A 25,274-nucleotide genomic window follows, 5' to 3' on the forward strand; every position below is an offset into this window, starting at 1 on the left:
CTTCAAGCGCTGGCGACTCGCTGTTTCGTTCCTGAAGCGTTCCGCAAAATCCCTGCTACGCCCATGGCTTGGCTTAACGCCCGATTAAACAACGCGGCGCATGGTTGATGGATAATGAGGCCTTAAATCCCCAATCCTCGCTGGAGCCCCATCCATGCCCCTCAACCTGTCCGCGCCCGAAACCACTGAGCTCAAGCCGCGAATCCTCGTGTTTGGCGTCGGCGGCGCCGGCGGCAATGCCGTTAACAACATGATCGACGCGTCACTGGAGGGCGTGGATTTTGTGGTCGCCAATACCGACGCTCAGGCACTGGCCCGCTCGCGCTGCGAGCGCCGGGTGCAGATGGGTGCCGGCATCACCGAGGGTCTGGGTGCCGGGGCGCGCCCCGAGGTCGGCCAGCAGGCAGCTGAGGACTCTCTGGCGGAGATCACCGAGCAGCTTCAGGGCGCGCACATGGTGTTCATCACCGCAGGCATGGGCGGCGGCACTGGCACCGGTGCCGCGCCGGTCATCGCGCGCGCCGCGCGTGAGCTGAATATCCTGACCGTGGGCGTCATCACCAAGCCATTCCAGTTCGAAGGCTCGCGCCGCATGCGCTTGGCCGAGGAAGGCATCGAGCGCCTTCAGCAGCATGTCGATACGCTGATCATCATTCCCAACCAGAACCTGTTCCGCATCGCCACCGAGAAGACCACCTTCGCCGAAGCGTTCTCGCTGGCCGACCAGGTGCTGCACTCGGGCGTGCGCGGCATCACCGATCTGATGGTTATGCCCGGCCTGATCAATCTGGACTTCGCCGATGTGCGCACCGTGATGAACGAGATGGGCAAGGCGATGATGGGCACCGGCGAGGCCACGGGCGACAAGCGCGCCATCGAAGCGGCCAACAACGCCATCAACAACCCCCTGCTCGACGACGTGTCGATGAAGGGTGCCAAGGGCGTGCTCATCAACATCACCGGCGGCATGGACATGACGCTGTATGAAGTCGACGAGGCGGCCAACCGCATCCGCGACGAGGTGGACGAAGACGCCAATATCATCGTGGGCTCCACGTTTGACGAAGCTCTTGAGGGCATCATCCGTGTGTCCGTCGTTGCCACCGGCATTGACGGCGAAGCCCTCCAGGCCGCCGATCCGCGCCGCCGCGCTCCCGCTGAAGTCACCCCGGCCTGGAAAGGCCGCGAAGCCCGCCCGCAGCGCCAGGCCGAACCGCTGGTGCGCCGCGCAGCCGACGCTGTGGCTGTGAACGAAACCCCGCACGCCGCGCCGTTCGCCCCGGCGGCTCAGACCCCTGTTGAGACCGCCGCCACCTATGTGGAGACGACCGGCATTACCGATCACCACCCGCAAGATCACTACAACGAAGCCCATGTCTGGGACGAGATCCCTGAAGCGCCTGCCGAGAAACCGGCCGTGGTCCACGCCCAGGAGCGCCTGGCGCGCGAGGTGAACGCGCCGCTTCAGACAGCCCCTGCTGCACACCCGCAAGCCGACGCGCCGCGCGGCCTGCGCTCGCTGTTCGGCCGCCGCCCGAAGCCGGCCCCGGCCACGGTCAAGCGTGATCCGCTGAGCTCGCGCCCGGCAGAAGCCCCGCCGGCGCGCCAGGCAGCCCCCCAGCCTACCCCGCGTGCCACGGCCCACACCGTGCGTCAGGTCCAGCCGGTTCCTGCGCCGCGCGGCGATCTATTCGGTGAAACCCTGGACGAAGGCGAACTGGAAATCCCCGCCTTTCTGCGCCGCCAGGCCAACTAGCGTCACCTGCCCCCTCAGTCAGACAAGGCCGCCGGGCTCGCCCGGCGGCCTTTTTTGCACGTGAAGCATTCGCGGTGGTGCCCGGCTGGCCGGGTCCGGTTCGCGTAACATGGTGCAACAATCGTTTAATTGCTGTGTTGCAGCAAAGCCGTAGAGTGCTGCACCGATGAGGGGTGTTGCGCTCTGAAAGTCACGCGTGGAGAAGCGCGCGGGCGCAAGACAAAACAGACCGGGTAGACGAGATGATGGAACGCACCACACTGGCCGCTCCGGCCGTTTGCGCCGGCATAGGCCTGCACACTGGTGCCCGTGTGCGCATGGTGATGAAACCCGCCGCGGTGGGTTCCGGCATCGTGTTTGATCGCACCGATCTCACCCTGGACGACACCCGGATTCCGGCCCGGCGCGAGTATGTGCGCTCGACCGATCTGGGCACCACCTTGGTCAATGACGCCGGTGCCTCGGTGGCGACGGTAGAGCATCTCATGGCGGCCCTTGCGGGGCTGGGCGTGGATGATGTGCTGCTCGAGCTCGACGGCCCCGAAGCGCCCGCCATGGACGGCTCATCGGCCCCCTTTGTGGAGCTGATGCTGCATGCGGGCCTCAAAACCAGCGCCGCGCCGCGCCGCGCCATTCAGGTGCTGCGCCCGGTTTCGGTGAGCGATGGTGCGCGTCAGGCCGAGTTCCTGCCTGCGCTGAAGCAGACCATCGATATCGAGATCGATTTCAGCGATCCGGCCATTGGACGTCAGGCCTTCGCGTTCGAAGTCACGCGTGAAAACTTCCGCACCCTGGTGGCACCGGCGCGCACGTTCGGCTTCCGCCGTGATCTAGGCGCGCTTCTGAGCGCCGGCCTGGCTCGCGGCAGTTCGCTGGACAATTCGGTTGTGCTCACAGACAGCGGCGTGGAAAACCCCGAGGGCCTGCGCTTTGCTGACGAGTTCGTGCGCCACAAGGCGCTGGACGTGCTGGGCGATCTGTATCTGGCCGGTGCGCCGATCCTGGGCCTCTACCGCGCCACCCGTCCCGGCCATGGCCTGAACGCCAAGGCGCTGGGCGCACTGCTGGCCGATACCAGTGCCTGGCGGTGGGTCAATCTGCGCGAGGCCGATGACGGCGAAGTCTGGCGCGCCCAAGGCTAGGCTGAAAATCTTAAGCCGAACTCCGCGCCAGCGCCCGCCGCAGCACCCATACCCGGCAGGCGCTGGACAAAGGCGCATCCGGATCATCCTGCGCCCGCGCCGCATCAATCCGAGCAATCAGCCGGGCCAGCGGCGCGCCCTCGGCCGCCGCCGCCGCATCGAGTTCCCGCCAGAAATCCTCTTCCAGCGCCAGCGATGTAGCGTGACCGGCGAGCGTCACAGACCGCTTGCGCAGCATTATTCGCCGTCTCCGTCTGTCCGCTGCGGATCGGCACCCTGCCCGTCCGCCTCACCCTCGCCCGTGCGCCGATGCGCCTCAATCCGGCGCGCCGCCTGAGCCTGACGCGCCTGCGCCAGATCGCGCACCGCCTTGGGCGTCCCGTGCACCACGCGGTTCACATCCGCCGCCCGCGCCTTGTCAGCGCGCGTCTTCGCCTTCCTGTACTGACTCAGATTGACCGGCTTGGTCATGACGGGGCTCTTCTGGCGACGAGGCGGCGCTTCAACGGGCCCAGATTAGCCATGGGGCTGGGGCTTGGCCAAAGGGGTCGGCGGCGGATGCTCGTTTGTAACGTCCCTGCCCTTACGCCCCCGCTTTCGGCGCTGCGGCGCGCACGTGCTCATCCACATGGGCGGCGAACTTCTCGAAATTGGCCACGAACATGTCGGCGAGCTTGCGCGCCTGGGCGTCATAGTCGGCCGGGTTGGCCCAGGTCTGGCGCGGGTCGAGGAGCTTGGGATCGACGCCCTCCACCTGGGTGGGCACAGCAAAGCCGAACACCGGATCCGTGCGCATCTGCGCGTCCGCCAGCGAGCCGTCGAGCGCCGCGTTCAGGAGCGCGCGCGTCACCTTGATCGGCATGCGTTCGCCCATGCCATAGGGCCCACCCGTCCAGCCTGTGTTGACTAGCCAGCAATTGACGCCGTGCTGCGCGATCAGGTCTTTCAGGAGCGCACCGTATTCGGCCGGGTGACGCGGCATGAAGGGCGCGCCAAAGCAGGTGGAGAAGGTGGCGCTGGGCTCGGTAACGCCCTTCTCGGTGCCGGCAACCTTGGCGGTGTACCCCGACAGGAAGTGATACATGGCCATGGACGGCGTCAGCCTTGCGATGGGCGGCATGACGCCGAACGCGTCACAGGTCAGCATCACGATATTGCGTGGATGGCCGCAGACATTCCTGTCGCAGGCGTTGGGGATGTAGTGCAGCGGGTAGGCCCCGCGCGAGTTCTCCGCCAGCGAGGCATCGTCCAGATCAAGCTCGCGCGTGGCCGGGTCCATCACCACGTTTTCCAGCACCGTGCCCCACATGCGCGTGGTGGCGTGGATTTGCGGCTCGGCCTCGGCCGACAGGCGGATCATCTTGGCGTAGCAACCGCCCTCGAAATTGAACAGGCCGTCGGGCGACCAGCCATGCTCGTCATCTCCGATGAGGGTGCGTCTGGGATCGGCCGACAGGGTGGTCTTGCCCGTTCCCGACAGGCCGAAGAACACGGCCGCATCGCCCGCCTCACCCACATTGACCGAGCAATGCATCGGCATGATGCGCTTTTCGGGCAGCAGGTAGTTGAGGATGGTGAAGACCGCCTTCTTGGTCTCGCCCGCGTAGGAGGTGCCTGCGATCACGACGAGGCGCTGGGCGAAATTGACCGCGATGACGGTTTCCGACCGCACGCCATGGCGTGCGGGATCGGCCGTGAAGCTCGGCAGGTTGATGATGGTGAAGCCGGGCTCGAACCTCGACAGGTCCGCGCGTGCCGGCCGGCGCAGGAGGTGGCGGATGAACAGGCCGTGCCAGGCGAGCTCGGTGACCACACGCACCGGCAGACGGTGGGCCGGATCGGCCCCGCCGTGAAGCTCCTGCACGAATAGTTCGCGCCCGGCCATATGGGCGCGCACGTCTGCCCAGAGCGCGTCGAAATGCGCAGGCTCCATCGCGACATTGAAATCCCACCAGACGGTGTCTTCGGTGGTCGCATCGCGCACCGTGAACTTGTCACGCGCCGAGCGGCCGGTGTGCTGGCCGGTCGTGACCACCAGCGCGCCGCCTCTGGCGACACGGCCTTCACCGCGGCGCACGGCCTCTTCGTAGAGCGCTTCTTCAGTCCAGTTATAGTGCAGGATTGCGTCCGTCACGCCGAGATCGCGCAGATCCCGGGTCGATATCTGGCCGTCAGCCATGGTGTCCCCCCATATCGGAATGTGTGGTGTATGGCCGCCCGTCTGGCGAGGCGGTCCTTGACCATGGTTCTAGCCCCCCGCGCCGCGAAAATCACCCCTTCTCGCGTCACCCGCCGCGCGGCATTTGCACACCGGCCCGCCTGGTCTAGCGTGGCCGGGCACAAGGCACGAGGAGAGCCGATCATGATGCTGGCAGGAATGATGGCCGCCGGGGCGCTGGCGCTGACGGCGGGCGCAGCGCAGGAGAGCGATATGCTGGATGTAGCCGCAGCGAACCGGTTTGCGCAGCTGGCGCTTGATTGCGTCCACCGCGAATACCCCAACAAGATTGCCCATGTGATGGTTTCGGACTCCGACGCGCAGGCGCCGCGCGACCTCACCCCCATCTTCTACGGCTGCTTTGACTGGCACTCTGCGGTCCACGGCCACTGGCTGCTGACCCGGCTGGCGCGTCAGTTCCCGGACGCGCCGTTTGCCGCAGACGCCCGCGCGGCGCTGGCGCAAAGCTTCACGGCCGGGAACCTGGCCGGCGAGCTCGCCTATTTCGAGGGCGAGGGCCGCGCCTCGTTCGAACGCCCCTATGGCCTGGCCTGGTTTCTCCAGCTCACGGCCGAGCTGCGCGCCTGGGACGATCCGCAGGCTCGTGAATGGGCTGAGATTCTGGCCCCTCTGGAGGACGTGATCGAGGATCGCTTCCTGATCTGGCTGCCCAATCTGGTCTATCCGGTGCGCTCGGGCACCCATAACCAGACCGCGTTCGGCTTTGCCCTGACGCTGGATTGGGCGCGCGCGGCCGGGCGGACGGCCCTCGCTGACCTGATCACTGCCAAGTCGCTGGCCTTTCATCTCGAAGACCGCGACTGCCCGCTGCATTACGAGCCGTCGGGGACCGATTTCCTGTCGCCTTGCCTGATGACCGCCGATCTGATGCGCCGAGTGATCCCGGCTGAGGACTATCCTGCCTGGCTGTCAGCCTATCTGCCGGGCATTCCTGAGGACGGCTCGGCGGACTGGCTGGCGCCAGGCATCGTGCTGGACCCGACCGATGGCCATCTCGTGCATCTTGACGGGGTCAATCTGTCGCGCGCCTGGAATCTGCAAGGCATCGCCGCCAGCCTGCCCCAAGACGATCCGCGCATCGCGTCCCTCAATGCCGCCGAGGCGGTGCATACTGAGGCCGGCGTCGCGGCGGTGTCAGAAGAGCATTACGAGGGCAGTCACTGGCTGGCGAGCTTCGCCGTCTATCTCGTCAGCGGCAAGGCGCGCGAAGCCCACACGCCCTAAACGCTCAAAGCCCCGTGCGCGCCTGGATCGCCGCCGTGACGCGCGCGTGCAGGGCGTGAGGGGCCAGCGCCGCCTCCAGTGCGGCCTGATCGCCCGCGGTCTCTATCGCCTCCAGCCGCATGTCCCGCCAGAGCTTCAAAAGGAAGCCGCCATGATCGTCCGGTGCCCAGTCATGGCGCGCTTGCGGTGCCGCGAGCTTGGCGAGCAGCGCCTTGTCTGACGGATCAGGCCGCGACGCCGCTGCGCCCGGATGGGCAGCTAGATGACGGACGATCGCCTCAAGCGCGCCCGCCCGGTCATCGCCCCAGCGCTCAACGCGCACACCTGGGGCCAGTGCGGGCAAGCGGTCGAGATGGGCGCTCAAGGGATCGCGGCCCATCGCCCCGACGAGCGTGGGCGCGCTCACCCGGTCCGGCCCGTCCTCGCCTTTCGCCTTGAACGCAGCGCGGTAGGGGGCGGGATAGTGCTCATGGGCCGTCAGCCAGTCCCGAAGACGGCGCAGGCGCGTCTCCATGGGCGTGATGGGCAGCGCCATGCGCCCATCCATCCGGGCGTGATACCAGGGAAAAAAGATCAATTGCTCTTCCAGCCGCGCCCAGATTCGCGCGAGGTGCGAGCCGTCGGCGGCGGGAGGGAAGATCACACAGTAATGGGCCAGCAGATCGGCCCGCTCGTCCGGCGTCCACACCGCCAGCCCGTCAAGCGCCAGCGCCGTGATGCGCTCCGGCGCCAACAGCGCGGCTGCCATCGCCGTGCCCGCCCCGGTATGAAACCCGTAAAGTCCGGCGCGCGCCACACCCATCACGTCCATGAAGGCGATCAGATGGCGCGCATAATCGGCCCGGTCCGGATCAGCCTGGTCCAGCGGCTGGGACAGGCCGTTGCCGGGCGTATCGAGCGCGATCACGCATATGCGCTGCGACAGCAGGCGCGCCGCTTCATGCACCGCGCTGGCGCTTTCCGGCGAGCCGTGGAGGAGGATCACCGCCGGCGTGCCCGGCGGCCCGGCGCGCCGGTAATGCACCGCCCGCCCCTGCACGATCACTGCGCCGCGCAGGCCCCAGCTGTGCGCCTGCCTGCTCATAACGCGAGCAGCGCCTTGCCGCGATTTCGCCCCGCCATCAGGCGCTCGAACACGGCTGGCGCCCCGGCGAGGCCGTCTGCAATATCCTCGGCGATGACCAGGTGGCCCGCTTCGGCCAAAGGCTGGCACTCGGCCAGAAACTCATCCCAGCGGTCATAGAAATCATAGACCACTAGCCCGTGCAGGCTCGCCCGCTTCCCGATGATCAGGCCGAAGGGGATACCCGGCGCAGGCGCGTCGCTCTGGTAATGCGCCGCCAGACCGCACAGCACCGCGCGGCCATAGGGCTTCATGTGGGTCAGGGCCAGGGTCAGGATCTCGCTCGACACATTCTCCAGATGCACGCTGATCCCGCCCGACACGGCCTCGGCCAGCGCGTCGCGCCAGCCTTCGGCGCGGTAATCAATGCAGGCGTCAAAGCCATAGGTCTCGCGCACCAGCGCGCATTTGGCCGGCCCGCCGGCTATGCCGATCACCCTGGCCGCCCCGCGCGCCCGGGCGATCTGGCCCGCTGCGCCGCCCACCGCGCCCGCCGCCGCGTCGATCAGCACCACATCTCCGTGCGTCACTTTGGCGAGCTGCGTCATCCCCGCCCAGGCCGTCAGGCCCGGCATGCCGAGGGCCGCAAGGAAGACCGCCGGCGACAAGGCGCCCGGCGCGATCACCCTGACGTCGCTTTCCAGCGCGGGGGCGTATTCGCGCCAGCCCGCGGCCATCATGTGCACCATCGCGCCTTCAGGAATCGCGCAGCGGCTCTCTTCCACCACGCCCACGCCATGGCCGGGGATCGCATCGCGCATCGGTTCCGGCGCCGCCTCGCCCATATGCCGGCCGCGAAGGCGCGCGCCTACATACGGGTCCATGGACACATGGCTCAGCCGCACCAGCACCCCGCCCTCGGGACATTCAGGGCGCGCTGTCTTGACCAGGGCGAAATCTCCCGCCTGCGGAACACGGTCGAGCGGCGCGCGAAGCACGGCTTGCTGCATGGTGGGGCTCATGGAGGCGGTCCTGACGGGCTGGCTGAATTTGTCCGGACTATTTATCGCGGATCAAGCGCGCCGCGCCAAGGCGTTGCGTCAGGGGGGAGGTGGCTGAAAGTCTGCAAGGCGCGGTGCCGCACCCCTCACCTTTATCCCCCCCTCCGAGAGGGGAGAGGGGGCTTTGACGCAGAGCGACATTCAGGACACCGAAGCGCCTGGCTCACAGGCATAAATGCTGCGGTTACAGGCTCATCGCCCCCATTTATGGGGGAAAGGGTAGGGTGAGGGGGACGGTGCGCTCCTCCCCATTCCTCTAAGAGGGGACCTTCCCCTTCAGGCCGCGCCGTCGCTGGTGCGGGCGATGTGTTCGACGGCCGTCTGGGCGGCACGGATGCGCTGGTGAACCTCCAGCGGCTCCACATTGCCGGTCTCGCCCACGGGCGCGGCGAGCACGGGCAGGCGCACGGTGACCGTGGTTCCCTCGCCCGGCTGGCTTTCAATGGTCATGGAGCCGTCGTGCAGTTCGGCCAGCTGGCGCACCAGCACCAGGCCGAGGCCGGAGCTGCGCTCGACCGAGTCGCGGCCTGACTGGCTCTGGGCATAGGGCTGGCCCAGGCGCGCAATCTCGTCCTGGCTGATACCGACGCCACTATCGCCCACCGCCATCACCAGATCAGGGCCTTCCGTGCAGGCCATCAGCACGACTGCGCCACCCTCAGGCGTGAACTTCACAGCGTTGGACAGCAGATTGAGCAGAATCTGGCGCAGTGCCTTGCGGTCGGCCCTCACATGGATTGGCGCATCGCCAGCATCGACATAGAGCGTCACGCCCTGTTCCGTGGCGCGCAGGCGCATCATCTTTGTGCAGATATCGGCGATATCGCGCACGTCGAATTCTTCCAGTGACAGCTCGTAACGGTCGGCCTCGATCCGGGACATGTCCAGCACATCGCCGATCAGCTCCAGCAGATGCCGCCCGCTTTCATGGATCAGATCGCCATATTCGGCGTAGCGTGCCGGCAGCGGCCCGAACAGGCGCTGCTTCATCACGTCAGAGAAACCGATAATGGCGTTGAGTGGCGTGCGCAGCTCGTGGCTGACAGCGGCCAGAAACTCCGACTTTGCACGGCTGGCGGCGATGGCGGCATCACGCTCGGCCATCAGGCGGCGCTCGGCCTCGGCGTCCACACCGGTGGTTTCGGAAAGGCTGAGCACATAGCCTGCCGGCGTTGCCACCGCGCGCGCCGTCAGCGCGCTTTCTCGCCCGCGAGGGCCACGCACAGTGAAGGTGAAGCGCCCGCCATCCGCGCCGCCGCCTGACCGGGCCGAGACAAGACCGGCGCGCAGGGCTGCCTGTTGATCTTCGTCAAAGCCAAGACCATCAGCCGCCAAACCGGTCACGTCCCGCGGCACGCCCGGGGCCACGCGGCGCAGGGCGCGCGAGGCCGCTGTGATCACCCCATCCGGATCGAGCGCCAGCATGGGAGACGGCGCGTGGGTGAAGCCGTCGGCGGCGGGTCGGATCGCCTCCAGCTCCCGCCTGGCCGCGGCCAGGCGGGCCGAAAGCCGGGCGCGGGCGGCGAAACCGGTGATGACAAAGAAGCACGCCAGTGCGACCAGGCCGGCCAGCGCACCGCCGGGGATTGCGCCAAGCGGGTCGGGGCCCAAAAGGCTGAAGCCAGCTGCCAGAAGGAAGGCGCATGCGGATACCACGGCACTGAGGCGCGCCGCACGCGCGCCACCAGAGGCCGCCAGCGCCATGGGGCCAGCCAGAAACACCAGAGCCGCGGGAGACAGCGCGCTGGCAAACATTACCGACGCTGCGAGGCCCGGCAGGCACCAGGCCAGCGCCAGCACCAGCCGCGCGCCATCGCGGGTGTCAGCGTTGGCAGCGCTGAAGAACAAGCCGATGAGACCCGGCGCGCCGGCGGCTAGCACCAGCGCCCAGCCTTGCGGCGACAGAGGTGCCAGGCTGAGGGCGGTAACCGCGCACACGGCCAGCCACGCACCCTGCATTACCGGCCCGGCAACACAGTCCAGCCAGTTGGTCGGACGAGGGGCAGATATCGGGGTCGTGGACATGATGGCGGGGCCGACTCACATAGGGTCACCGGGACGCCAGCACGCTGCGCTGCGGGCGTTAACAATTATTGAATCGGCATTAATCCGCAGGCCTCCCCCTTGGCGTTGAAACTGAACGCGGTCATTATAAAAACTGGCATCATTGCCCCAAGCCCCACAGCAGGTTCCGCCATGAAGACCGTCTGGATCGCCGCCGCTGTTGCCGCCGCTGTCACGCACGCTGCCTTTGCGGACGATCCCGCCGGCGCGCCTGCGCAAGCCGGGCAGCCTGCCCCTGCACCAGCGGCGTCAGACAGTCCGGTTTTGGCTGAGGGGCCGGAACTGGGACCGCTGACCGAAACCGCACAGGTCTATGCCTCCTTCCACATGGATGTGAACCGGGCGGGCCTGCGTGAATTGCGCTCGGGCACGGATCTCGACGTGGTGATGGATTCGCTGGCCTCCTATTATCAGGGCGACCGGCTGGTGGACGCCCAGATCGCCTACGCGGCCCTGGTCGCCGCCCAGCATCCCGAGTTTGTCGACGCCGTACGCGCCGTATCCGATTACTACGGATTCGAGACCGCGCGGGCTGCGCTGCTGCACGACCCGATCTTCGTTACCGGTTTTGCGGGGGCCGATCTGGCCCAGGAGAGCGTGGTGGGTGCCATCGAGGAAGACGTGACCCACATGCGCCAGGTGGGTGAGCGCTACCGCCAGGCTGCCTATTCGCTGCAGCGCGAAAGCTGGGCCTCTCGCCGCGAGCGCGACCGGCGCGACCGCAATGAGGCGCTCAACACCGCCCACATGCGCCTGCAGACAAGCTTCCGCCGCGCCGATCCCGATCCTGCCGCCGAACCTGGAACCCAGAGCGCCGTGCGCCTGACGCGCGACGGGCGCATGGGATCAGCGGTGTCGATGTTCGCCGAGCGCCCCGCCAATTTGCCCGACCTTCCCGAGCTGTCTGTCGCGGTCGGCGAACAGCAGATGACGCCCGATGAGCGGCGTGTCGGCCGCTTCCTGGCCGTCGCCGCCCTGCAATCGATCGAGACTGGTGACATGACCCTGCTCGACGATCTTCTCGGCGATCCCGCGGTGGAGCGGTGCATCGAGTGGTCGCGCCTGATGCTGCAGCAATGCATCGCGGCGGGCAGCTTCCGCTATGAAGACAGCTATTGCATTGCGGCCCACGCGCTCAATGACGTGGCCCAGTGCCTGACCACCGCCCAGCGCGAACGGCGCAATCTCGACCATATCACTGTCTCGAACTGAGACAGGTCAGGGCGAGGGGTTAAGGCTCGATTCATCACGCCCGTTCAGCCTTAACACACCGTTTACCTTTCACCCCGGTTTGACTGGCGAGTCCGGCCTCGTTTGCGCTAGCCTCATTCTTGCTCGGGATGGGCAATGTGTGAGAGGCAAACATGATCTTCATGTTGAGAGCTGCATTTTGGATCGCTGTGGTGGCCGCCTTTGCGCCCGCCGGTTTCAGCGCGCCTGAAGACGGCGCATTTGCACGCGAAGCCCACGCCATTCTCTCCGCTCCGGCCCGCGAGGCGGCGATGGCCGCCTCCGGGACAGGGCAGGAGCTGGAAGCCGGCTTCTGCGCCGAGCATGGAGAGCTGTGCGCTGTCGGCCGGTCGCTGGCCGGTTATGCCAGCCTGGTTACCGATGCCGCCGCCGCCCGCGCCCGCGCCTCGATTGACGAACGCGTGGATGCCGGGGCCGATGCACGCCGCGTCGAAGAAGCGTTTGCCCGCGCCGCCGGCGACCCTCACGGCTAGGGCCGATTTTCGTCGCCACACACGCCGGCTGCCGTCTGCCTGAGCGCGCCGCGCCATGTCGTAAACGGCCGGCCAGGCCACAAACACACCCTCTGTGAACACAAAACACGCTGTCTTGACCACAAGACGGGCGCGGTTGGCCACATCATGTGTGGCTCATGGCGCGGGCCGTCCCGGCGTCCCATTCCAGCCCCGGCCCGGAGCCAGAGCGGAGCGGTCAGGCATGAGCGGAACCCACCCGCCCCCTCATGCCTGGGACCCGGCCTCCACGCCGCCACTGGCCTGGCCAGGCTTGGTCAACGCGTCGGCGAAAGCGTGGTTGGTGTCGCGGTGGCGCGCTTCATCCTCGCGCACCTGGATGACCACATCACGCAGGCGCGCATCCGCGGGCATTTTCCAGTAGTCACGCGCGATCGCCGGCGCAGCCACATTCTCGATCTGACCGTTATCGATGGCGCCAAGGTATTGCGTATAGCTCACCACGGCCTCCTCTTCGAGATAGGCCACAAAGCGGTGCGCCGTGCGCGGCGCAAACAGATACAGGAAGAAATAGGCATTATAGAAGATCGCCTGCGCAATCATGATCAACGCACGCTCCAGCACACTCGGCTGGGCAATGTGGATGAAGGTCATGAGATGCATGCGCTCGTTTTCTGCTTCATCAAGGAGCTCGCGTATCCAGCCCTGATCCTCACAGATATGGCGCAGGCATTTGAGGTGCTGCAACAGCCCGCCCACCATGCCCGGCACGGCGGCCACGGTCTCCAGCACCACCGCCCGGTGGCCATAGCGCTTGCGGAAGAACAGATCGGCGAACACCCGCATGACTCGCACCATCACGAGGGCGATGCGGTCGCGCACGCCTTCCGGGGCGCGCCGTGTGATCGGGCTGTCTTCGGACCGGGCGGTCATGATGTGTCGCTCCAATAGGTTTCAGGTGGATTGCGGGGCTTCTTGCTGAGGCAGGTAAGTCCCGCTCCAGACAGGTGCAAGATATCTTGCGAAAGTGTCGCATCCCGGCAGCGATGATATCACGGAGGCGGCGTGTAAAGCGGCGTCTGGGCAATGAATTGAGCCCATGCGTCACATCGCCTCGATTTAGAGGGTGACGCTGGCCGTTTCTGTCAGCCCGATCAGCCGCGCCTCCAGCTTGTCGAGCAGGGCCACGAGCTGGGCGCGTTCTTCGTCCGAGAAGCCTTCAATCAGCGCCGCTTCGTAGTGCAGGGCCAGCGGGGCGATTTCGAGATAGATGGCCTGCCCGTCGGGGGTCAGCGTCACATCGCTGGCGCGCTTGTCGGCAAGGCTCTGCGTGCGCTTGACCAGGCGGCGCGCATCCAGCGCGCGGATGGCGCGGCTGACCGTCACCTTGTCCATGGCGGTGGCTTCGCACACGGCCTGGGCGGTCAGCGGCGCGCCCTCGCCCAGCACCGCGATCACCCGCCACTCCCAGATGGTCAGCCCGAAGCGGGCCTGGTAGGCGCGGGCGATCAGGCCCGACGCCTTGTTCGAGACCACCGAGAGCCGGTAGGGCAGGTAGTCGCGAAGGCGCATGGTGGCACCTTCGCGGGATATCCGGGACGGCGTGTCATCCATGGCGTCAGCTGGCGGCGGCGGTCTTGATCACGCCGCGCCGGATCTGGTCGAGCTCGATGGATTCAAACAGGGCTTTGAAATTACCCTCGCCGAAGCCCTCATTACCCTTGCGCTGGATGATCTCGAAGAAGATCGGGCCGATATTGGTGGTGGTGAAGATCTGCAGGAGCAGGCCGTCGCCCTTCTCCGGATCACCGTCGACCAGGATGTTGTTGGCTTTGAGCCGCGCCAGGTCCTCGCCATGGCCCGGCACGCGCTCGTCCACCAGCTCATAATAGGTCTGGGGCGTGGACTGGAACTCCAGCCCCGCGGCGCGCAGCTTTTCCACCGTGGCATAGATGTCCGGCGTGGTCAGGGCGATGTGCTGAATGCCTTCGCCATTGTATTCGCGCAGGTATTCGGAGATTTGCGACTGATCGTCAGAGCTTTCGTTGAGCGGGATGCGCAGCTTGCCGCACGCCCCCGTCATCGCCCGCGACAACAGGCCCGTGTGCTGGCCCTTGATGTCGAAATAGCGGATTTCACGGAAGTTGAAGACGCGCTCATAAAAGCCCGCCCAGGTGTCCATATTGCCGTTGAGCACGTTGTGGGTCAGGTGGTCGAGCACTTCCAGATTGACCCCTTTCGTGTCGCCGGCCCCCGGCAGCGGCTCGAACGCCTCGTCGTAGATCGTGGTCTCGCCATAGCGGTCCACCAGATACAGCACCGATCCGCCAATGCCGCGCAGGGCAGGTGCCAGGCTGTCATCGGCCCATACGCCTTCGCCATAGGGCTCGGCGCCACGCTCAATGGCCTCACCGTAGGCCTTGCGCACATCCTTGACGCGGAACGCCATGGCGTTGGCGCTGGGGCCGTGGGCGGCGCGGAAATCGGCCGCCTGGCCGGTCGCTTCGCGATTGACCAGGAAATTGATGTCGCCCTGGGCCCAGCGTGTGATGTCGCGGGTCTTGTGTTTGGCCACGGCGGTGAAGCCCAGCGTGGTGAAGAGCGCCTCCAGCTTTTCCGGCTGCGGGCTGGTGAACTCGACGAACTCGAAACCATCGGTTCCCAGCGGGTTCTCGAACAGATCGGCCATGGCGGGGCTCCTTCATTGACTGTGGGGGACGCCGTGCGGGGGCTTGATATCGGCCCGCCCGCGCGTGCATCGTTCTTCGGACAGGATAGTATCATTTGCAACTAAATTCACCCCCGCACGCGCAGGAGCGCCCGTCATGAAGCTCGTTCTCCACGGCTATTTCCGCTCCGGTACCACCTACCGTGTGCGACTGGCGCTGAACTGGAAGGGGCTGACATACCAGACCGAGCCGGTGAATCTGGTCGATGGCGGCCAGCGGGCGGCAGACTATCTGGCGCGTAATCCGCAAGGCCTCGTCCCGGCGCTGGAGGCAGACGGACGCATCCTGACCCAGAGTCCGGCGATTATCGAATGGATTGAGGAGACCTGGCCCGACCGCCCGCTCCTGCCTGCCGATCGGTTTGAGCGGGCGCGGGTGCGTGCCTTTGCCGCCGCCATCGGATGCGACATCCACCCGATCCAGAATCTGCGTGTGATGAAGAAGTTGCGCGCTGACCACGGCGCGGATCAGGACGGGGCGGCCGCCTGGGCGCGCCACTGGATCGAAACCGGCTTCATGGCGCTGGAACAGATGGCAGCGGATACGGGCGGATCGAACGGCTTCCTGTTCGGCGACGGGCCGTCGCTGGCGGAGATTTATCTGTTGCCGCAGATGTTCAACGCAAGGCGATTTGGCGTGGACCTGGCACCCTTCCCGCGCCTGGTGGCCGCAGACGCCGCCGCCCGTGCCCTGCCCGAGCTTGCCGCCGCCGCGCCGGAGCTTCAGCCCGACGCGGTTTGAGCCGGCTGGCTAGCGCGCCAGCCAGTCCCCGCCCGCAATCGCCCGCGCGCCGGTGAGCGGGCAGACCCAGACATAGACCCAGGCCTGCTCCCCCGCCGGCTCGGTCAGAGTGAGCCGGCGGCGCTCATAACGGGTGCGCGACTTGTCACCGGGCCAGTAGTCCTCGAACGCATCGAGACGCGGCATCACCAGCGCATTGCGCACGGCGAACAGCTCGCCGCGCACCTGGCCCGGCCCGCCGACCAGGCCGGGATAATCCCCCAGATCATAGAGCAGGCCAGGGATCAGGCAGGGGCCGCGGGCCTCGAACGCCCCCGCCAGGCCAAACTGGGCGAACCCGGTCTGACCGGCGCGCAGCAAGCCATAGACCGCGATCAGATCCCCGTCACGAACCGGCCCGCTCATCCTGTGGCGCGCTCCTTCAGGATCGGATGCAGCTTGCCATAGGTCAGCGCCCGCCACAGCCACTCGAACGGTCCGTAGCGGAACACCTGCAGCCACAGCATCGAGACAATCAGCTGCACCACCCAGATGACGATGACCAGCTGGACCTGATCAATCCGCTCCATGGTGCCGAACAGGCCCAGGCCCGGCGTACCCACAAAGATAAACACCATGACAATGGACTGGGTGAGGTAGTTGGTGAAGGCCATGCGTCCCGCCGCGCGGAATGGCGCGCGCAGCAGAGACAGTACCGGTGCCTTGCAGACCAGCATCACCACCGCTGCATAGCCGAACGCCATGAGCAGTGAGCCGATATAGTTGGTGGCCGTGTGGAGCCACATTTCATCAAGAGCAAAGTTGTTGGCCAGCGCGTGATCAGCCCCAAACCAGACCAGCGGCACGCCGACGGCCAGACCCACCAGTGCGCTGATCAGATACTGGGCAACCGACCAGCGTGCGAGCAGGAAACCGGACTTGAACAGCGCCATGCCCAGGAACATCACGCCGATGATCCGTCCGGCATAGAGGATCGTGGACAGCTGACCGGCCACCGCGATGACCGCGTTATAGCCGCGGCTTTCCAGCCATCCGGCCTGGTAGGCGGCGACCTGGGCGGCCAACTGGTCAGGCGGCAGAGCCATATTGACGTCTTCAGCACTCATCCCCTCAGGCAGGAGGATGAAGGCCGACATGGCGCCGACCATGATCAGCCCGGTCAAGGCGGTCCAGAACAGCCCCCAGAACACCAGCTTGCCGATACGCATGCGCCGGAACAGCACCACGATCATGCCCGCAAGCGCGTAGGTAACCAGAATGTCGCCAAACCAAAGCGCGTAGGCGTGCACCATGCCGAAAGCGAGCAGCCATAGCATGCGCCGGTAATGCACTTTGGCGGAGCTGTCCGGCCCGTCCCCGGCCATCAGGATGATCCCGGCACCGAACAGGGCGGAAAACAGCGTGATGAACTTCATCTCGAAGAAGACGTGCTGGACGAACCAGGCCGTCTGGTTGATGCCGGTGAAATCCATATGGGCGGTTGGATTCTGATAGGCCGGCCAGACCATGGCGAACGCCTGCACATTCACCATCAAAATGCCCAGCACGGCGATGCCGCGCAGAACATCCAGGCTTTCAAACCGGTCCTTTGCCGCCACCGGCACCGCATTTGCGGTCATGATGCTCTCCCCTTGCCCGACCGTCGCGCCTGCCGCTGGCGCGGCGAGAACGCATCAGTGTTGGGCCGCACGCTGGCGATTTTGCCGGGCGACTGCAAGAATTTACTGGGCTGCACCCTGGTTCCTTACGAAGAATTCACGCCCGCCTGCGAGGCTTTGAGCTTGTCACGCGTGCGGCCTTGAGCGCATAAGGGACACCACGAAAGGCTGGCGGTTCATGTCATTCCTCATCGAAGTTCTCCACATGCTGGTTGCGGCCCTGCTGGCCGCGATCGGCATTGGCTATGAGCGTGACCTTCAGGACTGCCCGCCGATTCGTTTCGAGCCCGCCGCTCATGTCAGCGTGCAGCCTGAAGCCGCCCGGCCGCTGGTCGAGCTGAGCGATACCGATACCGTATCCGGGGCCACGTGGAGCGGCATCTCGCGCGATTGCGAGCCGCCGCGCACAGCCCTGACGCTTCCGGTGCTTTAACTCCCCGCGCTCAAGGCCTAAAACAGACGGGCGCTCAATCTGACCGTACAGGGATGAGGAGCGCGCGTGTGGGCGCGCATCCGCGCACAGCTTTGAGAAACGGGGCGTCATGGCCGTCAGGGACGCAAAATCCGAACCGGTCGCTGCAAACATCAGTGAGCCTGCCAGCCTGCCCGGCGGCGGGGTGCTGGACACTGTGCGCTCGCGCCGGGACGTCACAGCGCCGCCCGCGGAGCCGGACATGGTGCCGCCCGCGCGCGGCGGCGGCTGGATCGCGTTTCTCGGGCTCGCCTTCGGCCTGTTATGGGCAGGCGGTGCCAGCGCCTATCTGGCCGGATACACAGACCTGGCCAGCCTGACGGCCGCCCAGCTGGCCGGCCTGTCTGTTTTCGCCGTGGCACCCGCGCTTTTGTTCATTCTGGCCGGCTTGCTCGGCCGCGAGGTCGCGCGCTCGAGTGCCCGCGCACGCCGGCTTGACCTGGCCGTGGCGCGCCTGGCCGCGCCCTTGACCCATGCCGAGACCGATACCGCGCGCCTGGCCGACGCCATCGCGGTTCAGATCGACCGGGTCAACTCCACCATGGAAAGCGCGCTGGCGCGCCTGGCCGCCATGGAAGAAGTGATCACCCATCACGCCGACAGTCTGGAAGACAGTTCAGGCAAGGCGCGCGAGCGCGCCGAGGCGCTCGTGCGCTCCCTGCGCGCGGAGCGTGAGAAGCTGTCAGACGTGGCCGAAAGCCTCGATGACAAGGCCGCGCTCATCGCTGCCGCCATCCAGGACCAGTCCAAAATGGTCGCCGCCGCCGCCGAGCTCGCCGATTCGCGCGCAGCCGAGAGCGAGAAGCGCATACGGTCAGGTGCCGACCGGCTCAAATCCGCCGGCGACAGCGTGGAAGACGCCAGCAACCGCGTGACACTCTCACTGGATGCCCGGTCCAACGAGTTGCGGGACTTCGCCGATGCGCTCAAAGCCCGCAGCGAAGGGCTGGAGGCCGCCTATCTCAAGCATCGCGACCGGCTGGGCGAAGCCAGTGACGCCCTGCGCAAGGAGCAGGAAAAGATCGCCGCCTCGCTCGATTTCCACAAGGCCGAGCTGGAAACCATGACCCGCACCGCCCGCGGCGGGGCCGACACACTCAAAGCCGCGGCGGAAAAGTCAGGTCAGATCTTCCAGACCGCCGTTGAAGCCGCGCTCAAGCGCGCCGAATCCCTGGGCGAGCTGGTGCGCAAGGAAAGCGCGGACGCGGCCAAGGCCCAGGAAAAGGCCATGGACCGCCTGCGCGCCGTGGCCGAAGCCGCCCGCGAAGCGGCCGAAAGCGCCGGCTCCAGTCTGGAGGCCCAGGCCGGGGCCGCCGAGGCCGCGCTGGAGCGCGTCAGCGAAGCCGGGTTTGAGGCGGCGCGCCGCTCCGACGACGCCTTCCAGGCCCGTTTGCAGGAAGCCGAAACCCTCACCGAGCGCGCGGCAAAAGCCGCCGAGTCCGCCTCTGAAGCCGTGCGCCGCCAGCTGGCCGATACGCTGGAGACCTCCAGGCGCGAGACGGCGCGCGTTGAATCCGAACTGGCCGATCTGCGCCGCAAGCTGGAAGCCGCGCCCGATGCGGCCCGCGAAAGCGCGCAGGCCATTGAGCGCATCCTGTCAGACGGGCTGGAGCGCCTGACCAGCACGGCGGCGGAAGCCAGCGACCAGGCGCGTGACATCGACGCCCAGTTCCAGGCCCGCATCCGGCAGAATTATGAGCTGCTGTCAGACTTCATCCTGCGCATGGGATCGGTGGCCGGCGGGCGCAAGCCGCTGGATCTGCCCGCCAACGAGGTCCCCGATCCTCTGAGCGCCCGGCGCACTGGGGAAAGCCGCGCGCGCACGGCCAATCCGCGTCCGGCGCGGGACAAAACGGATGACGATGCGCCTGCTGACCCCGCGTTACGTGGTGACAGGTCCGATGACCGTGCAGAGGACGCGTCGCCGGAGCCGGACACCCCGGATAATGACACCGCGCCGTCCCGCACCTCGGCAGCGGGACGCGATCCGGGCTGGCGCTGGCGCGATTTGCTGGCGAACATGGAGCCGAAAGACGAAGACGCGCCTGAGCCAGACCCCGATCCGGCGCCCCGCACGCGCAAACGGTGATCCCGGCTCTCCGGCTTGTGACTGGCCGCGCCGTCCATCCGGGATAGATTGAGCGTCAGGCATCCAAGATAAGGATTTGCGTCATGACGCTGACCACCCGCCGCGTGTTTCTGGGCGCTGCACTCGCCTTCACCGCCGCCGGTCCGGCGCTGGCGCGCAGCCGCTTTGACGAGACCGATCTGTTCGCTCACCCCGGCATTGTGCCCTGGGGCGAGGAAGCCGAAGATTATTCTGCGCTTACAGATGACGACTGGCGGGCGCGCCTGACGCCCGACCAGTTCCGCATCCTGCGCCAGGAGGGTACCGAGCGGCCCGGCTCAAGCCCGCTGGATGACGAGACGCGCGACGGGATTTTTGTGTGCGCCGGCTGCGCCCTGCCGCTGTTTTCCTCGCACACCAAATATGACAGCCGGACCGGTTGGCCCAGCTTCTGGGCACCGCTGGACGGTGCCGTGCGCACCAAGCCGGACCGCCGCCTGTGGACCCCGCGCACCGAGTATCACTGCGCCCGCTGCGGCGGTCATCAGGGCCATGTCTTCGAAGACGGCCCCCGCCCCACCGGCCAGCGCTGGTGCAATAACGGCCTGGCGCTGAATTTCGTGGCGCGGCCGCAGGGCACCTAAAGCTCGATCACTTCCACCAGCAATCCGTCCGGGCCGCGCAGCGTGCCGGAGCGTTTGCCGTTATAGGGCGCGCCCTCGCGCACTGTGGGCGGGCTGACCCACTCGCCCTTGATCGCGTCGAAATCGGGGTGCAGGAAGCTGCCCACGCAGCAGCCGGGGACCAGCATGCCCTCATGCCGGGGGCGCTCCGTCGCGGCGGGCGGGTATTGATCGAGCTCCAGAAACACGTCCCGTCCGTGAATACCGGTGGAGATGGTGTGCAGCTCGGTCTTCGGCGTGCCGAAGGCGTCGGCGAGCATGTGGTATTCGATTTCCATCACCCGGCCGGTCTCAAACCCCAGCGTGTCGTCAAACCATTTCAGGCTGGCATGCATGTCCGAGCAGCCGATCACCAGAATGAACAGGCGGTCGATGGGCGCGGTGGCGCGCGGCAGATCATAGGCCGGCAGATCATCGCGGATCTGGGTAAGGTACACGATCTCCCCGTCTGGGCCTTTCATCTGCATGGGGTAGATCGCGGGCAGGCCCTCGATCTCGCGCGGCGGGCCGATCACCTCAAACGGCGAGGCCTTGATGCGCTCATGGGCGGCGAGCACGTCCTGCACGCAGATTTCGATGGAATTCCAGCCATAGGTGGTCAGCGGCTTGTATTCGGGCACGGGCTTCTGCTCGACCAGCCGCAGATAAATCTCCGCGCCCGAGGCCGGCGCCATGACCAGGCTGCGCGCCCCGGCGGATTTGGGCGCATTGAACGCCTCGGCGAGATCCGCCCCCAGCGTCCCGCGCGAGACGGTCGTGTAGTCGAGATAGTCGCGATACAGCGCCTCGGCGGCGTCCAGATCAGCAACCGTCAGCGTGGCGGCGCGCAGGAGTTTCATATGCCAGACCCTCATTCTGACCCCGGCGCGCGACGGCGCGGGGCATGACCGGACAGCCGGGCTCGCCACGGCTTGATGAGTTGGTATACCATTTGAACCATTCCAGTGCGCAAGCCATGGCCTGCGTTTTGTCCGCCGCCGCTTGCCGGCGCCTGAAGGAGAGACCCATGCTGACCGCCCTCCTCGCCAGCCTGGCGCTGGCCGTCTCCCCGCCCGCCACGGCCGAGCCTGACGCCCTCACCGGACCCGAGATTGTCGCGCGCGCCCACGAGGCCGCCGGCGGCGAGGCCTGGCGCGATCCAGGTTCGCTCTACATGGAGGGGTATGGCCTGTTCTGGCGCGGAGGCGCCGACTTTGTCCGCTACGAGCCCTACCGGATGTGGCGGGTGTATGCGAGCGACAAACCCGACGCCCGTCAGGCCAGCGGCCGCGTGCGCATCGAGGCGTTTCGCGAGGGCGAAATCGTGTTCCAGCTCGCCTATGACGGAGAGCAATCCTACAATCAGGACGGCCCGGTCGAGGCGGGTGCCGATGACTGGGCGTCCAATTTCGGCTTCGGTGCCATCCGCCACGCCTTTGATGAGGGCTGGACCATTGACCGCCTGCCGGACGATCTGGTGGACGCCCGGCCCGCCTACATGGTGCGTCTGAATGATCCGGCGGGCAGTGAGACCCTTTTCGCTATCCGCCAGGACGATTTTGCCATCGTGCGCGTCGGCTTCGACACCCCGCGCGGCTGGCACGAACGCATCTACTCAGATTTCTACACCAACACCGAGGGCGGCTTCGTCCAGCCCGGCCGGCTGCGCCTCTACTATAACGGCGTGAAAGCCAACGAGGTCTACTGGACCGCCTTCACCACCGGCGAGACGTATGACGACGCGCTGTTCCGCATGGGGGTGGAGGGCGAGTAAGAAAAACTTGACATCACCCTCCTCCCGCCTCCATATCGCACCATGTCTGGTTTTTCAGACATTTTGTCAAAGGAGGCAGACATGACGTATCTGGAAAAATCCAACCTCTTGATGCTGGGCGCGATGGTCCTGGTGTACGGGGTGTATTTCGCGCTGGTGTTCGGCGGGCCGCTTGTGTCGGGGGCGCAGATCAACACCGATATCGCCCTGCTCATGTCGAACGGCCTGGTCATCGCCTCGATCCCGGCGCTGGTGGCCATTGCGGTGTTCGGCCACATCGTGATCGCCCTGCTCAATCGCAAGGAGGCGGGGCGCCAGGACGAGCGCGACGCGCTGATCGAGATGCGCGGCGACCAGCGCGGCGGGTTTGTGATGGCGGCCTTCGCGGTATGTGCCATGGGCCTGGCCATGGTGACGGCGGCGCATTTCTGGATCGTCAACCTGATCCTGGCGGGCCTGGTGCTGGGCGAGATCGTCAAGGCGGTCTCCAAGCTCATCGACTACCGCCGGGGCGTGTAGCGCCATGGGCAAGGGCGCGAACCGCATCTCCAACACCATTCGCGAGCAACGCTTTCACGCCGGCGAGATGACGCAGGCCCAGCTTGCCGAAGCGGTCGGGATTACCCGCCAGACCGTCATCGCCATGGAACAGGGGCGCTATTCGCCCTCGCTGGAAGTGGCGTTCCGCGTGGCGCGCACCTTCGGCAAGCCTCTCGAGGACGTGTTCCAGTACGCAGACTGAACGCTACTGGCTGGCCCAGACGATGCGCGCCATCCAAACAATGTCCGAGGGGTTCAAAAGGCGGTTGCCAAAGGCCGGGTTCAGAGAGATCAGCTCCACGCTCTGATTGGTGACCCGGCCGAGTTCCTTGGCCATCACCTCGCCGGAGCGGGTCTTGACCACCACCCGGTCGCCGCGCCGGGGTACGGAATGGGGTGCCACCACGATGCGGTCGCCCGCGCGATAGACCGGCGCCATGGAGTCGCCTGAAATCTCGAGCGCATAGGCGTCCTCGTCATCGACGCCGGGAAAGTGAATTTCCTCCCAGCCCGCCCCGGCCGGAAAGCCCGCATCGTCGAAAAACCCGTGACTGCCAGCCTGCGCGAACCCGATCAGCGGCACAGACCGCCCGCTGACAGATCCTGTGGCCAAAGCGGCAAAATCCTCAAATGCGGTGCCCGACGCCTCCAGGGCCTTGGCGATGCTTTCGGTCGAGGGCCAGCGCGGCTTGGTCCCGTCAGCGCTGGCCCGCTTGGAAGGATTGAATGTGGTCGGGTCCAGCCCGGCCTGGCGCGCGAGCCCGGATGCGCTCAAACCCGCGCGCTGTGCCAGCCGGTCCACGCCACGCCATATCTGGGCATGAGTGAGCATGTGATCCCTCATCCGGAGAACATCATGCTTGGGTATCAGGAAAATTTTCCTTTTCCAAGCGGCTGGGCGGACGATAATCACGCCGGCGTGCAAGGCTGCGGGGCCAGGCACACCGCCTTGCCTCTTGCCTGCGCGCGCCGGGTGCCGTACCGCCATGGCCCATGAGCACACCTGAGATTTACCGCATTGCTGATCCGGCGGCTCTGGCCGCTGCGTCCATCTCCGGGGCGTATGAAGGCGAGGCCCATGACCGGGCCGACGGTTTCATCCATTGCTCCAGCCTGGCCCAGCTCGCCGGCACGCTGGAGGCGCATTACGCCGGTGCCAGCCGCCTCGCCGTGGCGGTGATCGATGCGGCCGCGCTGGGCGATTCAATCAAATGGGAGGCCTCGCGCCGCGGCGAGCTGTTCCCGCACATCTACGGCCCCCTGCCCTTCAGCGCCGTGCGCGCCGTGCATCTGATCACCCGCACCGAGGATGGCTGGCGCCTGCCGCAGGAGCTGTGCCCGTGATCGCCGATGCCGCCGCCCGCCTGATGACGCTATTGCCGCCCGAGCGCGCCCACCGGGCGGCGCTCAACGCCCTGAAACAGGGTCTGGGCCCGCAGGTGCGCACACCGGCCGATCCGGTGCTGGCCACGGCGATCGCAGGGATGGAGCTCGCCCACCCGGTGGGTCTGGCCGCCGGGTTCGACAAGAATGCCGAGGCGCCCGACGCGCTGCTGGACGCCGGGTTCGCCTTTGTCGAGGTGGGCGGCGTGACGCCGCGCCCGCAGGCCGGCAATCCCGCTCCGCGCCTGTTCCGCCTGCGTGAAGACAAGGCGGTGATCAACCGCATGGGCTTCAACAATGAAGGCCTCGACGCGGTGAAGGCCCGGCTGGAAGCGCGCGCAGGCAAGCCCGGCGTGGTCGGCGTCAATCTGGGGGCCAACAAGGATTCGCAAGATCGCGCCGCAGACTACGCGATCCTGCTGAAATCCCTGTCGGGGCTGGCGGATTTCTTCACCCTCAACATTTCCTCGCCCAATACGCCGGGCCTGCGCAATCTCCAGGGCGCGCAGGCGCTCGATGAGCTGATGAATCGTGTCAACGACACGCGCTGGGCCGAGCCGGTCTTCGTCAAGGTGGCGCCCGATCTGGCGCCCGCCGATATCGATGTCATCGCTGAGGCCGCGTTGCGCCACCGCGTGTCAGGGCTCATCGTCTCCAACACCACATTGGCGCGCCCGGACACGCTGAAAAGCCGTCACCACGCTGAAGCGGGCGGCCTGTCCGGCGCGCCGCTGAGGGCATTGTCCACGCAAATGGTGCGCGCCTTCTACCGGCGTGTGGGGGCCGAACTGCCCATCATCGGTGTGGGCGGGGTCGACAGCGCCGAGGCCGCGTATGAGAAGATTCGCGCCGGTGCCAGTGCGGTCCAGCTCTATACCGCTTTGATTTATCAGGGTCCGGGACTGGCCTTGCGCATCCGCGATGGCCTGGCCGCCCTCCTGAAACGCGACGGCTATACACGCCTCGCCGACGCGGTCGGTATGGAGGGGTGAGGC

At 66.6% G+C, this 25,274-nt stretch carries 27 protein-coding genes; 14 read left to right on the top strand and 13 right to left on the bottom strand.

Features of this window, described 5'->3' with window-relative positions; genetic code table 11:
* Positions 1–154: 154 nt before the first annotated feature.
* Positions 155–1,756 carry a cell division protein FtsZ gene (gene ftsZ, locus L2D00_06145; protein ID WBQ14261.1) on the top strand — a complete coding sequence of 534 codons (1,602 nt, stop codon included), beginning with the start codon at positions 155–157 and terminating at the stop codon, positions 1,754–1,756.
* A 242-nt stretch (positions 1,757–1,998) separates the two neighbouring features.
* Positions 1,999–2,898: a UDP-3-O-acyl-N-acetylglucosamine deacetylase gene (gene lpxC, locus L2D00_06150; GenBank protein ID WBQ14262.1), complete on the top strand. Its 900-nt coding sequence runs from the start codon at positions 1,999–2,001 to the stop codon at positions 2,896–2,898.
* Between the two features lie 10 nt (positions 2,899–2,908).
* Here the strand turns inward: lpxC and L2D00_06155 are convergent, their stop codons facing one another.
* The 3 genes from L2D00_06155 to L2D00_06165 form a co-directional block, all read right to left on the bottom strand.
* On the bottom strand, positions 2,909–3,136 hold the full coding sequence (locus L2D00_06155) for a ribbon-helix-helix domain-containing protein (protein WBQ14263.1): 228 nt from the start codon (positions 3,134–3,136) through the stop codon (positions 2,909–2,911).
* Positions 3,136–3,369 carry a DUF4169 family protein gene (locus tag L2D00_06160; GenBank protein ID WBQ14264.1) on the bottom strand — a complete coding sequence of 78 codons (234 nt, stop codon included), beginning with the start codon at positions 3,367–3,369 and terminating at the stop codon, positions 3,136–3,138. Before L2D00_06160 ends, L2D00_06155 begins: the two co-directional genes overlap by 1 nt.
* A gap of 112 nt (positions 3,370–3,481) precedes the next feature.
* Complete coding sequence (locus tag L2D00_06165) at positions 3,482–5,077, bottom strand: phosphoenolpyruvate carboxykinase (GenBank protein WBQ14265.1); 1,596 nt, start codon at positions 5,075–5,077, stop codon at positions 3,482–3,484.
* Positions 5,078–5,260: 183 nt separating this feature from the next.
* Here L2D00_06165 and L2D00_06170 point away from each other — a divergent pair, with 183 nt between their 5' ends.
* Positions 5,261–6,361: a DUF2891 domain-containing protein gene (locus tag L2D00_06170; GenBank protein ID WBQ14266.1), complete on the top strand. Its 1,101-nt coding sequence runs from the start codon at positions 5,261–5,263 to the stop codon at positions 6,359–6,361.
* 4 nt (positions 6,362–6,365) lie between these two features.
* Here the strand turns inward: L2D00_06170 and L2D00_06175 are convergent, their stop codons facing one another.
* From L2D00_06175 to L2D00_06185, 3 genes are all read right to left on the bottom strand, one after another.
* Positions 6,366–7,445, bottom strand: coding sequence for an alpha/beta fold hydrolase (locus L2D00_06175; protein WBQ14267.1), 1,080 nt, complete (start codon positions 7,443–7,445; stop codon positions 6,366–6,368).
* Positions 7,442–8,446: an NADP-dependent oxidoreductase gene (locus L2D00_06180; GenBank protein WBQ14268.1), complete on the bottom strand. Its 1,005-nt coding sequence runs from the start codon at positions 8,444–8,446 to the stop codon at positions 7,442–7,444. The genes L2D00_06175 and L2D00_06180 overlap by 4 nt, the downstream gene beginning before the upstream one ends.
* A 315-nt stretch (positions 8,447–8,761) precedes the next feature.
* The gene (locus L2D00_06185) at positions 8,762–10,510 is read right to left on the bottom strand and encodes a HAMP domain-containing histidine kinase (protein WBQ14269.1); all 1,749 of its coding nucleotides are present in this window, start codon (positions 10,508–10,510) and stop codon (positions 8,762–8,764) included.
* Between the two features lie 171 nt (positions 10,511–10,681).
* Between L2D00_06185 and L2D00_06190 the strand changes: the two genes are divergently transcribed.
* Entirely contained in the window at positions 10,682–11,761 is a 1,080-nt protein-coding gene (locus L2D00_06190; protein WBQ14270.1) for a hypothetical protein, read from the top strand.
* A gap of 152 nt (positions 11,762–11,913) precedes the next feature.
* Complete coding sequence (locus L2D00_06195) at positions 11,914–12,273, top strand: hypothetical protein (protein WBQ14271.1); 360 nt, start codon at positions 11,914–11,916, stop codon at positions 12,271–12,273.
* A 246-nt stretch (positions 12,274–12,519) separates the two neighbouring features.
* On the opposite strand, the gene L2D00_06200 is transcribed toward L2D00_06195, so the two are convergent.
* The 3 genes from L2D00_06200 to hppD form a co-directional block, all read right to left on the bottom strand.
* Positions 12,520–13,185, bottom strand: a complete 666-nt coding sequence (locus tag L2D00_06200; protein WBQ14272.1) for an alternative oxidase — start codon at positions 13,183–13,185, stop codon at positions 12,520–12,522.
* 186 nt (positions 13,186–13,371) lie between these two features.
* A complete protein-coding gene (locus L2D00_06205; protein WBQ14273.1) occupies positions 13,372–13,824 on the bottom strand; it encodes a MarR family winged helix-turn-helix transcriptional regulator in 453 nt (150 codons plus the stop codon).
* A gap of 46 nt (positions 13,825–13,870) precedes the next feature.
* Positions 13,871–14,941, bottom strand: a complete 1,071-nt coding sequence (gene hppD, locus L2D00_06210) for a 4-hydroxyphenylpyruvate dioxygenase (protein WBQ14274.1) — start codon at positions 14,939–14,941, stop codon at positions 13,871–13,873.
* A gap of 136 nt (positions 14,942–15,077) precedes the next feature.
* Between hppD and maiA the strand changes: the two genes are divergently transcribed.
* Positions 15,078–15,722, top strand: coding sequence for a maleylacetoacetate isomerase (gene maiA / locus L2D00_06215; protein WBQ14275.1), 645 nt, complete (start codon positions 15,078–15,080; stop codon positions 15,720–15,722).
* A gap of 9 nt (positions 15,723–15,731) precedes the next feature.
* Here the strand turns inward: maiA and L2D00_06220 are convergent, their stop codons facing one another.
* Together L2D00_06220 and L2D00_06225 are read right to left on the bottom strand one after the other, a co-directional pair.
* Complete coding sequence (locus tag L2D00_06220) at positions 15,732–16,127, bottom strand: gamma-glutamylcyclotransferase (protein ID WBQ14276.1); 396 nt, start codon at positions 16,125–16,127, stop codon at positions 15,732–15,734.
* A complete protein-coding gene (locus L2D00_06225; GenBank protein WBQ14277.1) occupies positions 16,124–17,341 on the bottom strand; it encodes a DUF418 domain-containing protein in 1,218 nt (405 codons plus the stop codon). Before L2D00_06225 ends, L2D00_06220 begins: the two co-directional genes overlap by 4 nt.
* A gap of 217 nt (positions 17,342–17,558) precedes the next feature.
* On the opposite strand from L2D00_06225, the gene L2D00_06230 reads away from it, so the two are divergent.
* The 3 genes from L2D00_06230 (at position 17,559) to msrB (ending at position 20,564) form a co-directional block, all read left to right on the top strand.
* Positions 17,559–17,813, top strand: a complete 255-nt coding sequence (locus L2D00_06230) for a hypothetical protein (GenBank protein ID WBQ14278.1) — start codon at positions 17,559–17,561, stop codon at positions 17,811–17,813.
* A 109-nt stretch (positions 17,814–17,922) separates the two neighbouring features.
* The gene (locus L2D00_06235) at positions 17,923–19,941 is read left to right on the top strand and encodes a hypothetical protein (GenBank protein WBQ14279.1); all 2,019 of its coding nucleotides are present in this window, start codon (positions 17,923–17,925) and stop codon (positions 19,939–19,941) included.
* Positions 19,942–20,024: 83 nt separating this feature from the next.
* Positions 20,025–20,564, top strand: a complete 540-nt coding sequence (msrB, locus tag L2D00_06240) for a peptide-methionine (R)-S-oxide reductase MsrB (GenBank protein ID WBQ14280.1) — start codon at positions 20,025–20,027, stop codon at positions 20,562–20,564.
* Here msrB and L2D00_06245 read toward each other — a convergent pair.
* Entirely contained in the window at positions 20,561–21,442 is an 882-nt protein-coding gene (locus L2D00_06245; GenBank protein ID WBQ14281.1) for a VOC family protein, read from the bottom strand. The two genes, msrB and L2D00_06245, sit on opposite strands and share 4 nt — an antisense overlap.
* A 167-nt stretch (positions 21,443–21,609) precedes the next feature.
* Between L2D00_06245 and L2D00_06250 the strand changes: the two genes are divergently transcribed.
* The 3 genes from L2D00_06250 to L2D00_06260 all read left to right on the top strand — a co-directional run bounded on the left by L2D00_06250 (position 21,610) and on the right by L2D00_06260 (position 23,098).
* Positions 21,610–22,356 carry a hypothetical protein gene (locus L2D00_06250; GenBank protein WBQ14282.1) on the top strand — a complete coding sequence of 249 codons (747 nt, stop codon included), beginning with the start codon at positions 21,610–21,612 and terminating at the stop codon, positions 22,354–22,356.
* An 81-nt stretch (positions 22,357–22,437) separates the two neighbouring features.
* On the top strand, positions 22,438–22,875 hold the full coding sequence (locus L2D00_06255) for a hypothetical protein (protein WBQ14283.1): 438 nt from the start codon (positions 22,438–22,440) through the stop codon (positions 22,873–22,875).
* 4 nt (positions 22,876–22,879) lie between these two features.
* Positions 22,880–23,098 (top strand): helix-turn-helix transcriptional regulator, encoded by a 219-nt coding sequence (locus tag L2D00_06260; protein WBQ14284.1) that lies wholly within the window; start codon positions 22,880–22,882, stop codon positions 23,096–23,098.
* Between the two features lie 3 nt (positions 23,099–23,101).
* On the opposite strand, the gene L2D00_06265 is transcribed toward L2D00_06260, so the two are convergent.
* Complete coding sequence (locus L2D00_06265) at positions 23,102–23,728, bottom strand: helix-turn-helix transcriptional regulator (GenBank protein ID WBQ14285.1); 627 nt, start codon at positions 23,726–23,728, stop codon at positions 23,102–23,104.
* A 161-nt stretch (positions 23,729–23,889) separates the two neighbouring features.
* On the opposite strand from L2D00_06265, the gene L2D00_06270 reads away from it, so the two are divergent.
* Together L2D00_06270 and L2D00_06275 are read left to right on the top strand one after the other, a co-directional pair.
* Complete coding sequence (locus tag L2D00_06270) at positions 23,890–24,240, top strand: DUF952 domain-containing protein (protein WBQ14286.1); 351 nt, start codon at positions 23,890–23,892, stop codon at positions 24,238–24,240.
* Positions 24,237–25,271, top strand: a complete 1,035-nt coding sequence (locus L2D00_06275; GenBank protein ID WBQ14287.1) for a quinone-dependent dihydroorotate dehydrogenase — start codon at positions 24,237–24,239, stop codon at positions 25,269–25,271. Before L2D00_06270 ends, L2D00_06275 begins: the two co-directional genes overlap by 4 nt.
* Positions 25,272–25,274: the final 3 nt, after the last annotated feature.

The sequence above is a fragment of the Hyphomonadaceae bacterium BL14 genome (genome assembly GCA_027627705.1).
In the GTDB taxonomy this organism is placed as follows: Bacteria; Pseudomonadota; Alphaproteobacteria; order Caulobacterales; family Maricaulaceae; genus Oceanicaulis.

Coding starts and splice junctions, on each gene's coding strand:
- L2D00_06220 (WBQ14276.1), bottom strand. CDS start 16,127: ATGAGCGGGCCGGTTCGTGACGGGGATCTGATCGCGGTCTATGGCTTG.
- L2D00_06245 (WBQ14281.1), bottom strand. CDS start 21,442: ATGAAACTCCTGCGCGCCGCCACGCTGACGGTTGCTGATCTGGACGCC.
- L2D00_06160 (WBQ14264.1), bottom strand. CDS start 3,369: ATGACCAAGCCGGTCAATCTGAGTCAGTACAGGAAGGCGAAGACGCGC.
- L2D00_06165 (WBQ14265.1), bottom strand. CDS start 5,077: ATGGCTGACGGCCAGATATCGACCCGGGATCTGCGCGATCTCGGCGTG.
- L2D00_06195 (WBQ14271.1), top strand. CDS start 11,914: ATGATCTTCATGTTGAGAGCTGCATTTTGGATCGCTGTGGTGGCCGCC.
- lpxC (WBQ14262.1), top strand. CDS start 1,999: ATGATGGAACGCACCACACTGGCCGCTCCGGCCGTTTGCGCCGGCATA.
- L2D00_06270 (WBQ14286.1), top strand. CDS start 23,890: ATGAGCACACCTGAGATTTACCGCATTGCTGATCCGGCGGCTCTGGCC.
- L2D00_06190 (WBQ14270.1), top strand. CDS start 10,682: ATGAAGACCGTCTGGATCGCCGCCGCTGTTGCCGCCGCTGTCACGCAC.
- L2D00_06230 (WBQ14278.1), top strand. CDS start 17,559: ATGTCATTCCTCATCGAAGTTCTCCACATGCTGGTTGCGGCCCTGCTG.
- L2D00_06205 (WBQ14273.1), bottom strand. CDS start 13,824: ATGCGCCTTCGCGACTACCTGCCCTACCGGCTCTCGGTGGTCTCGAAC.
- maiA (WBQ14275.1), top strand. CDS start 15,078: ATGAAGCTCGTTCTCCACGGCTATTTCCGCTCCGGTACCACCTACCGT.
- msrB (WBQ14280.1), top strand. CDS start 20,025: ATGACGCTGACCACCCGCCGCGTGTTTCTGGGCGCTGCACTCGCCTTC.
- hppD (WBQ14274.1), bottom strand. CDS start 14,941: ATGGCCGATCTGTTCGAGAACCCGCTGGGAACCGATGGTTTCGAGTTC.
- L2D00_06225 (WBQ14277.1), bottom strand. CDS start 17,341: ATGACCGCAAATGCGGTGCCGGTGGCGGCAAAGGACCGGTTTGAAAGC.
- L2D00_06250 (WBQ14282.1), top strand. CDS start 21,610: ATGCTGACCGCCCTCCTCGCCAGCCTGGCGCTGGCCGTCTCCCCGCCC.
- L2D00_06235 (WBQ14279.1), top strand. CDS start 17,923: ATGGCCGTCAGGGACGCAAAATCCGAACCGGTCGCTGCAAACATCAGT.
- L2D00_06155 (WBQ14263.1), bottom strand. CDS start 3,136: ATGCTGCGCAAGCGGTCTGTGACGCTCGCCGGTCACGCTACATCGCTG.
- L2D00_06180 (WBQ14268.1), bottom strand. CDS start 8,446: ATGAGCCCCACCATGCAGCAAGCCGTGCTTCGCGCGCCGCTCGACCGT.
- L2D00_06265 (WBQ14285.1), bottom strand. CDS start 23,728: ATGCTCACTCATGCCCAGATATGGCGTGGCGTGGACCGGCTGGCACAG.
- L2D00_06175 (WBQ14267.1), bottom strand. CDS start 7,445: ATGAGCAGGCAGGCGCACAGCTGGGGCCTGCGCGGCGCAGTGATCGTG.
- ftsZ (WBQ14261.1), top strand. CDS start 155: ATGCCCCTCAACCTGTCCGCGCCCGAAACCACTGAGCTCAAGCCGCGA.
- L2D00_06185 (WBQ14269.1), bottom strand. CDS start 10,510: ATGTCCACGACCCCGATATCTGCCCCTCGTCCGACCAACTGGCTGGAC.
- L2D00_06200 (WBQ14272.1), bottom strand. CDS start 13,185: ATGACCGCCCGGTCCGAAGACAGCCCGATCACACGGCGCGCCCCGGAA.
- L2D00_06170 (WBQ14266.1), top strand. CDS start 5,261: ATGATGCTGGCAGGAATGATGGCCGCCGGGGCGCTGGCGCTGACGGCG.
- L2D00_06255 (WBQ14283.1), top strand. CDS start 22,438: ATGACGTATCTGGAAAAATCCAACCTCTTGATGCTGGGCGCGATGGTC.
- L2D00_06260 (WBQ14284.1), top strand. CDS start 22,880: ATGGGCAAGGGCGCGAACCGCATCTCCAACACCATTCGCGAGCAACGC.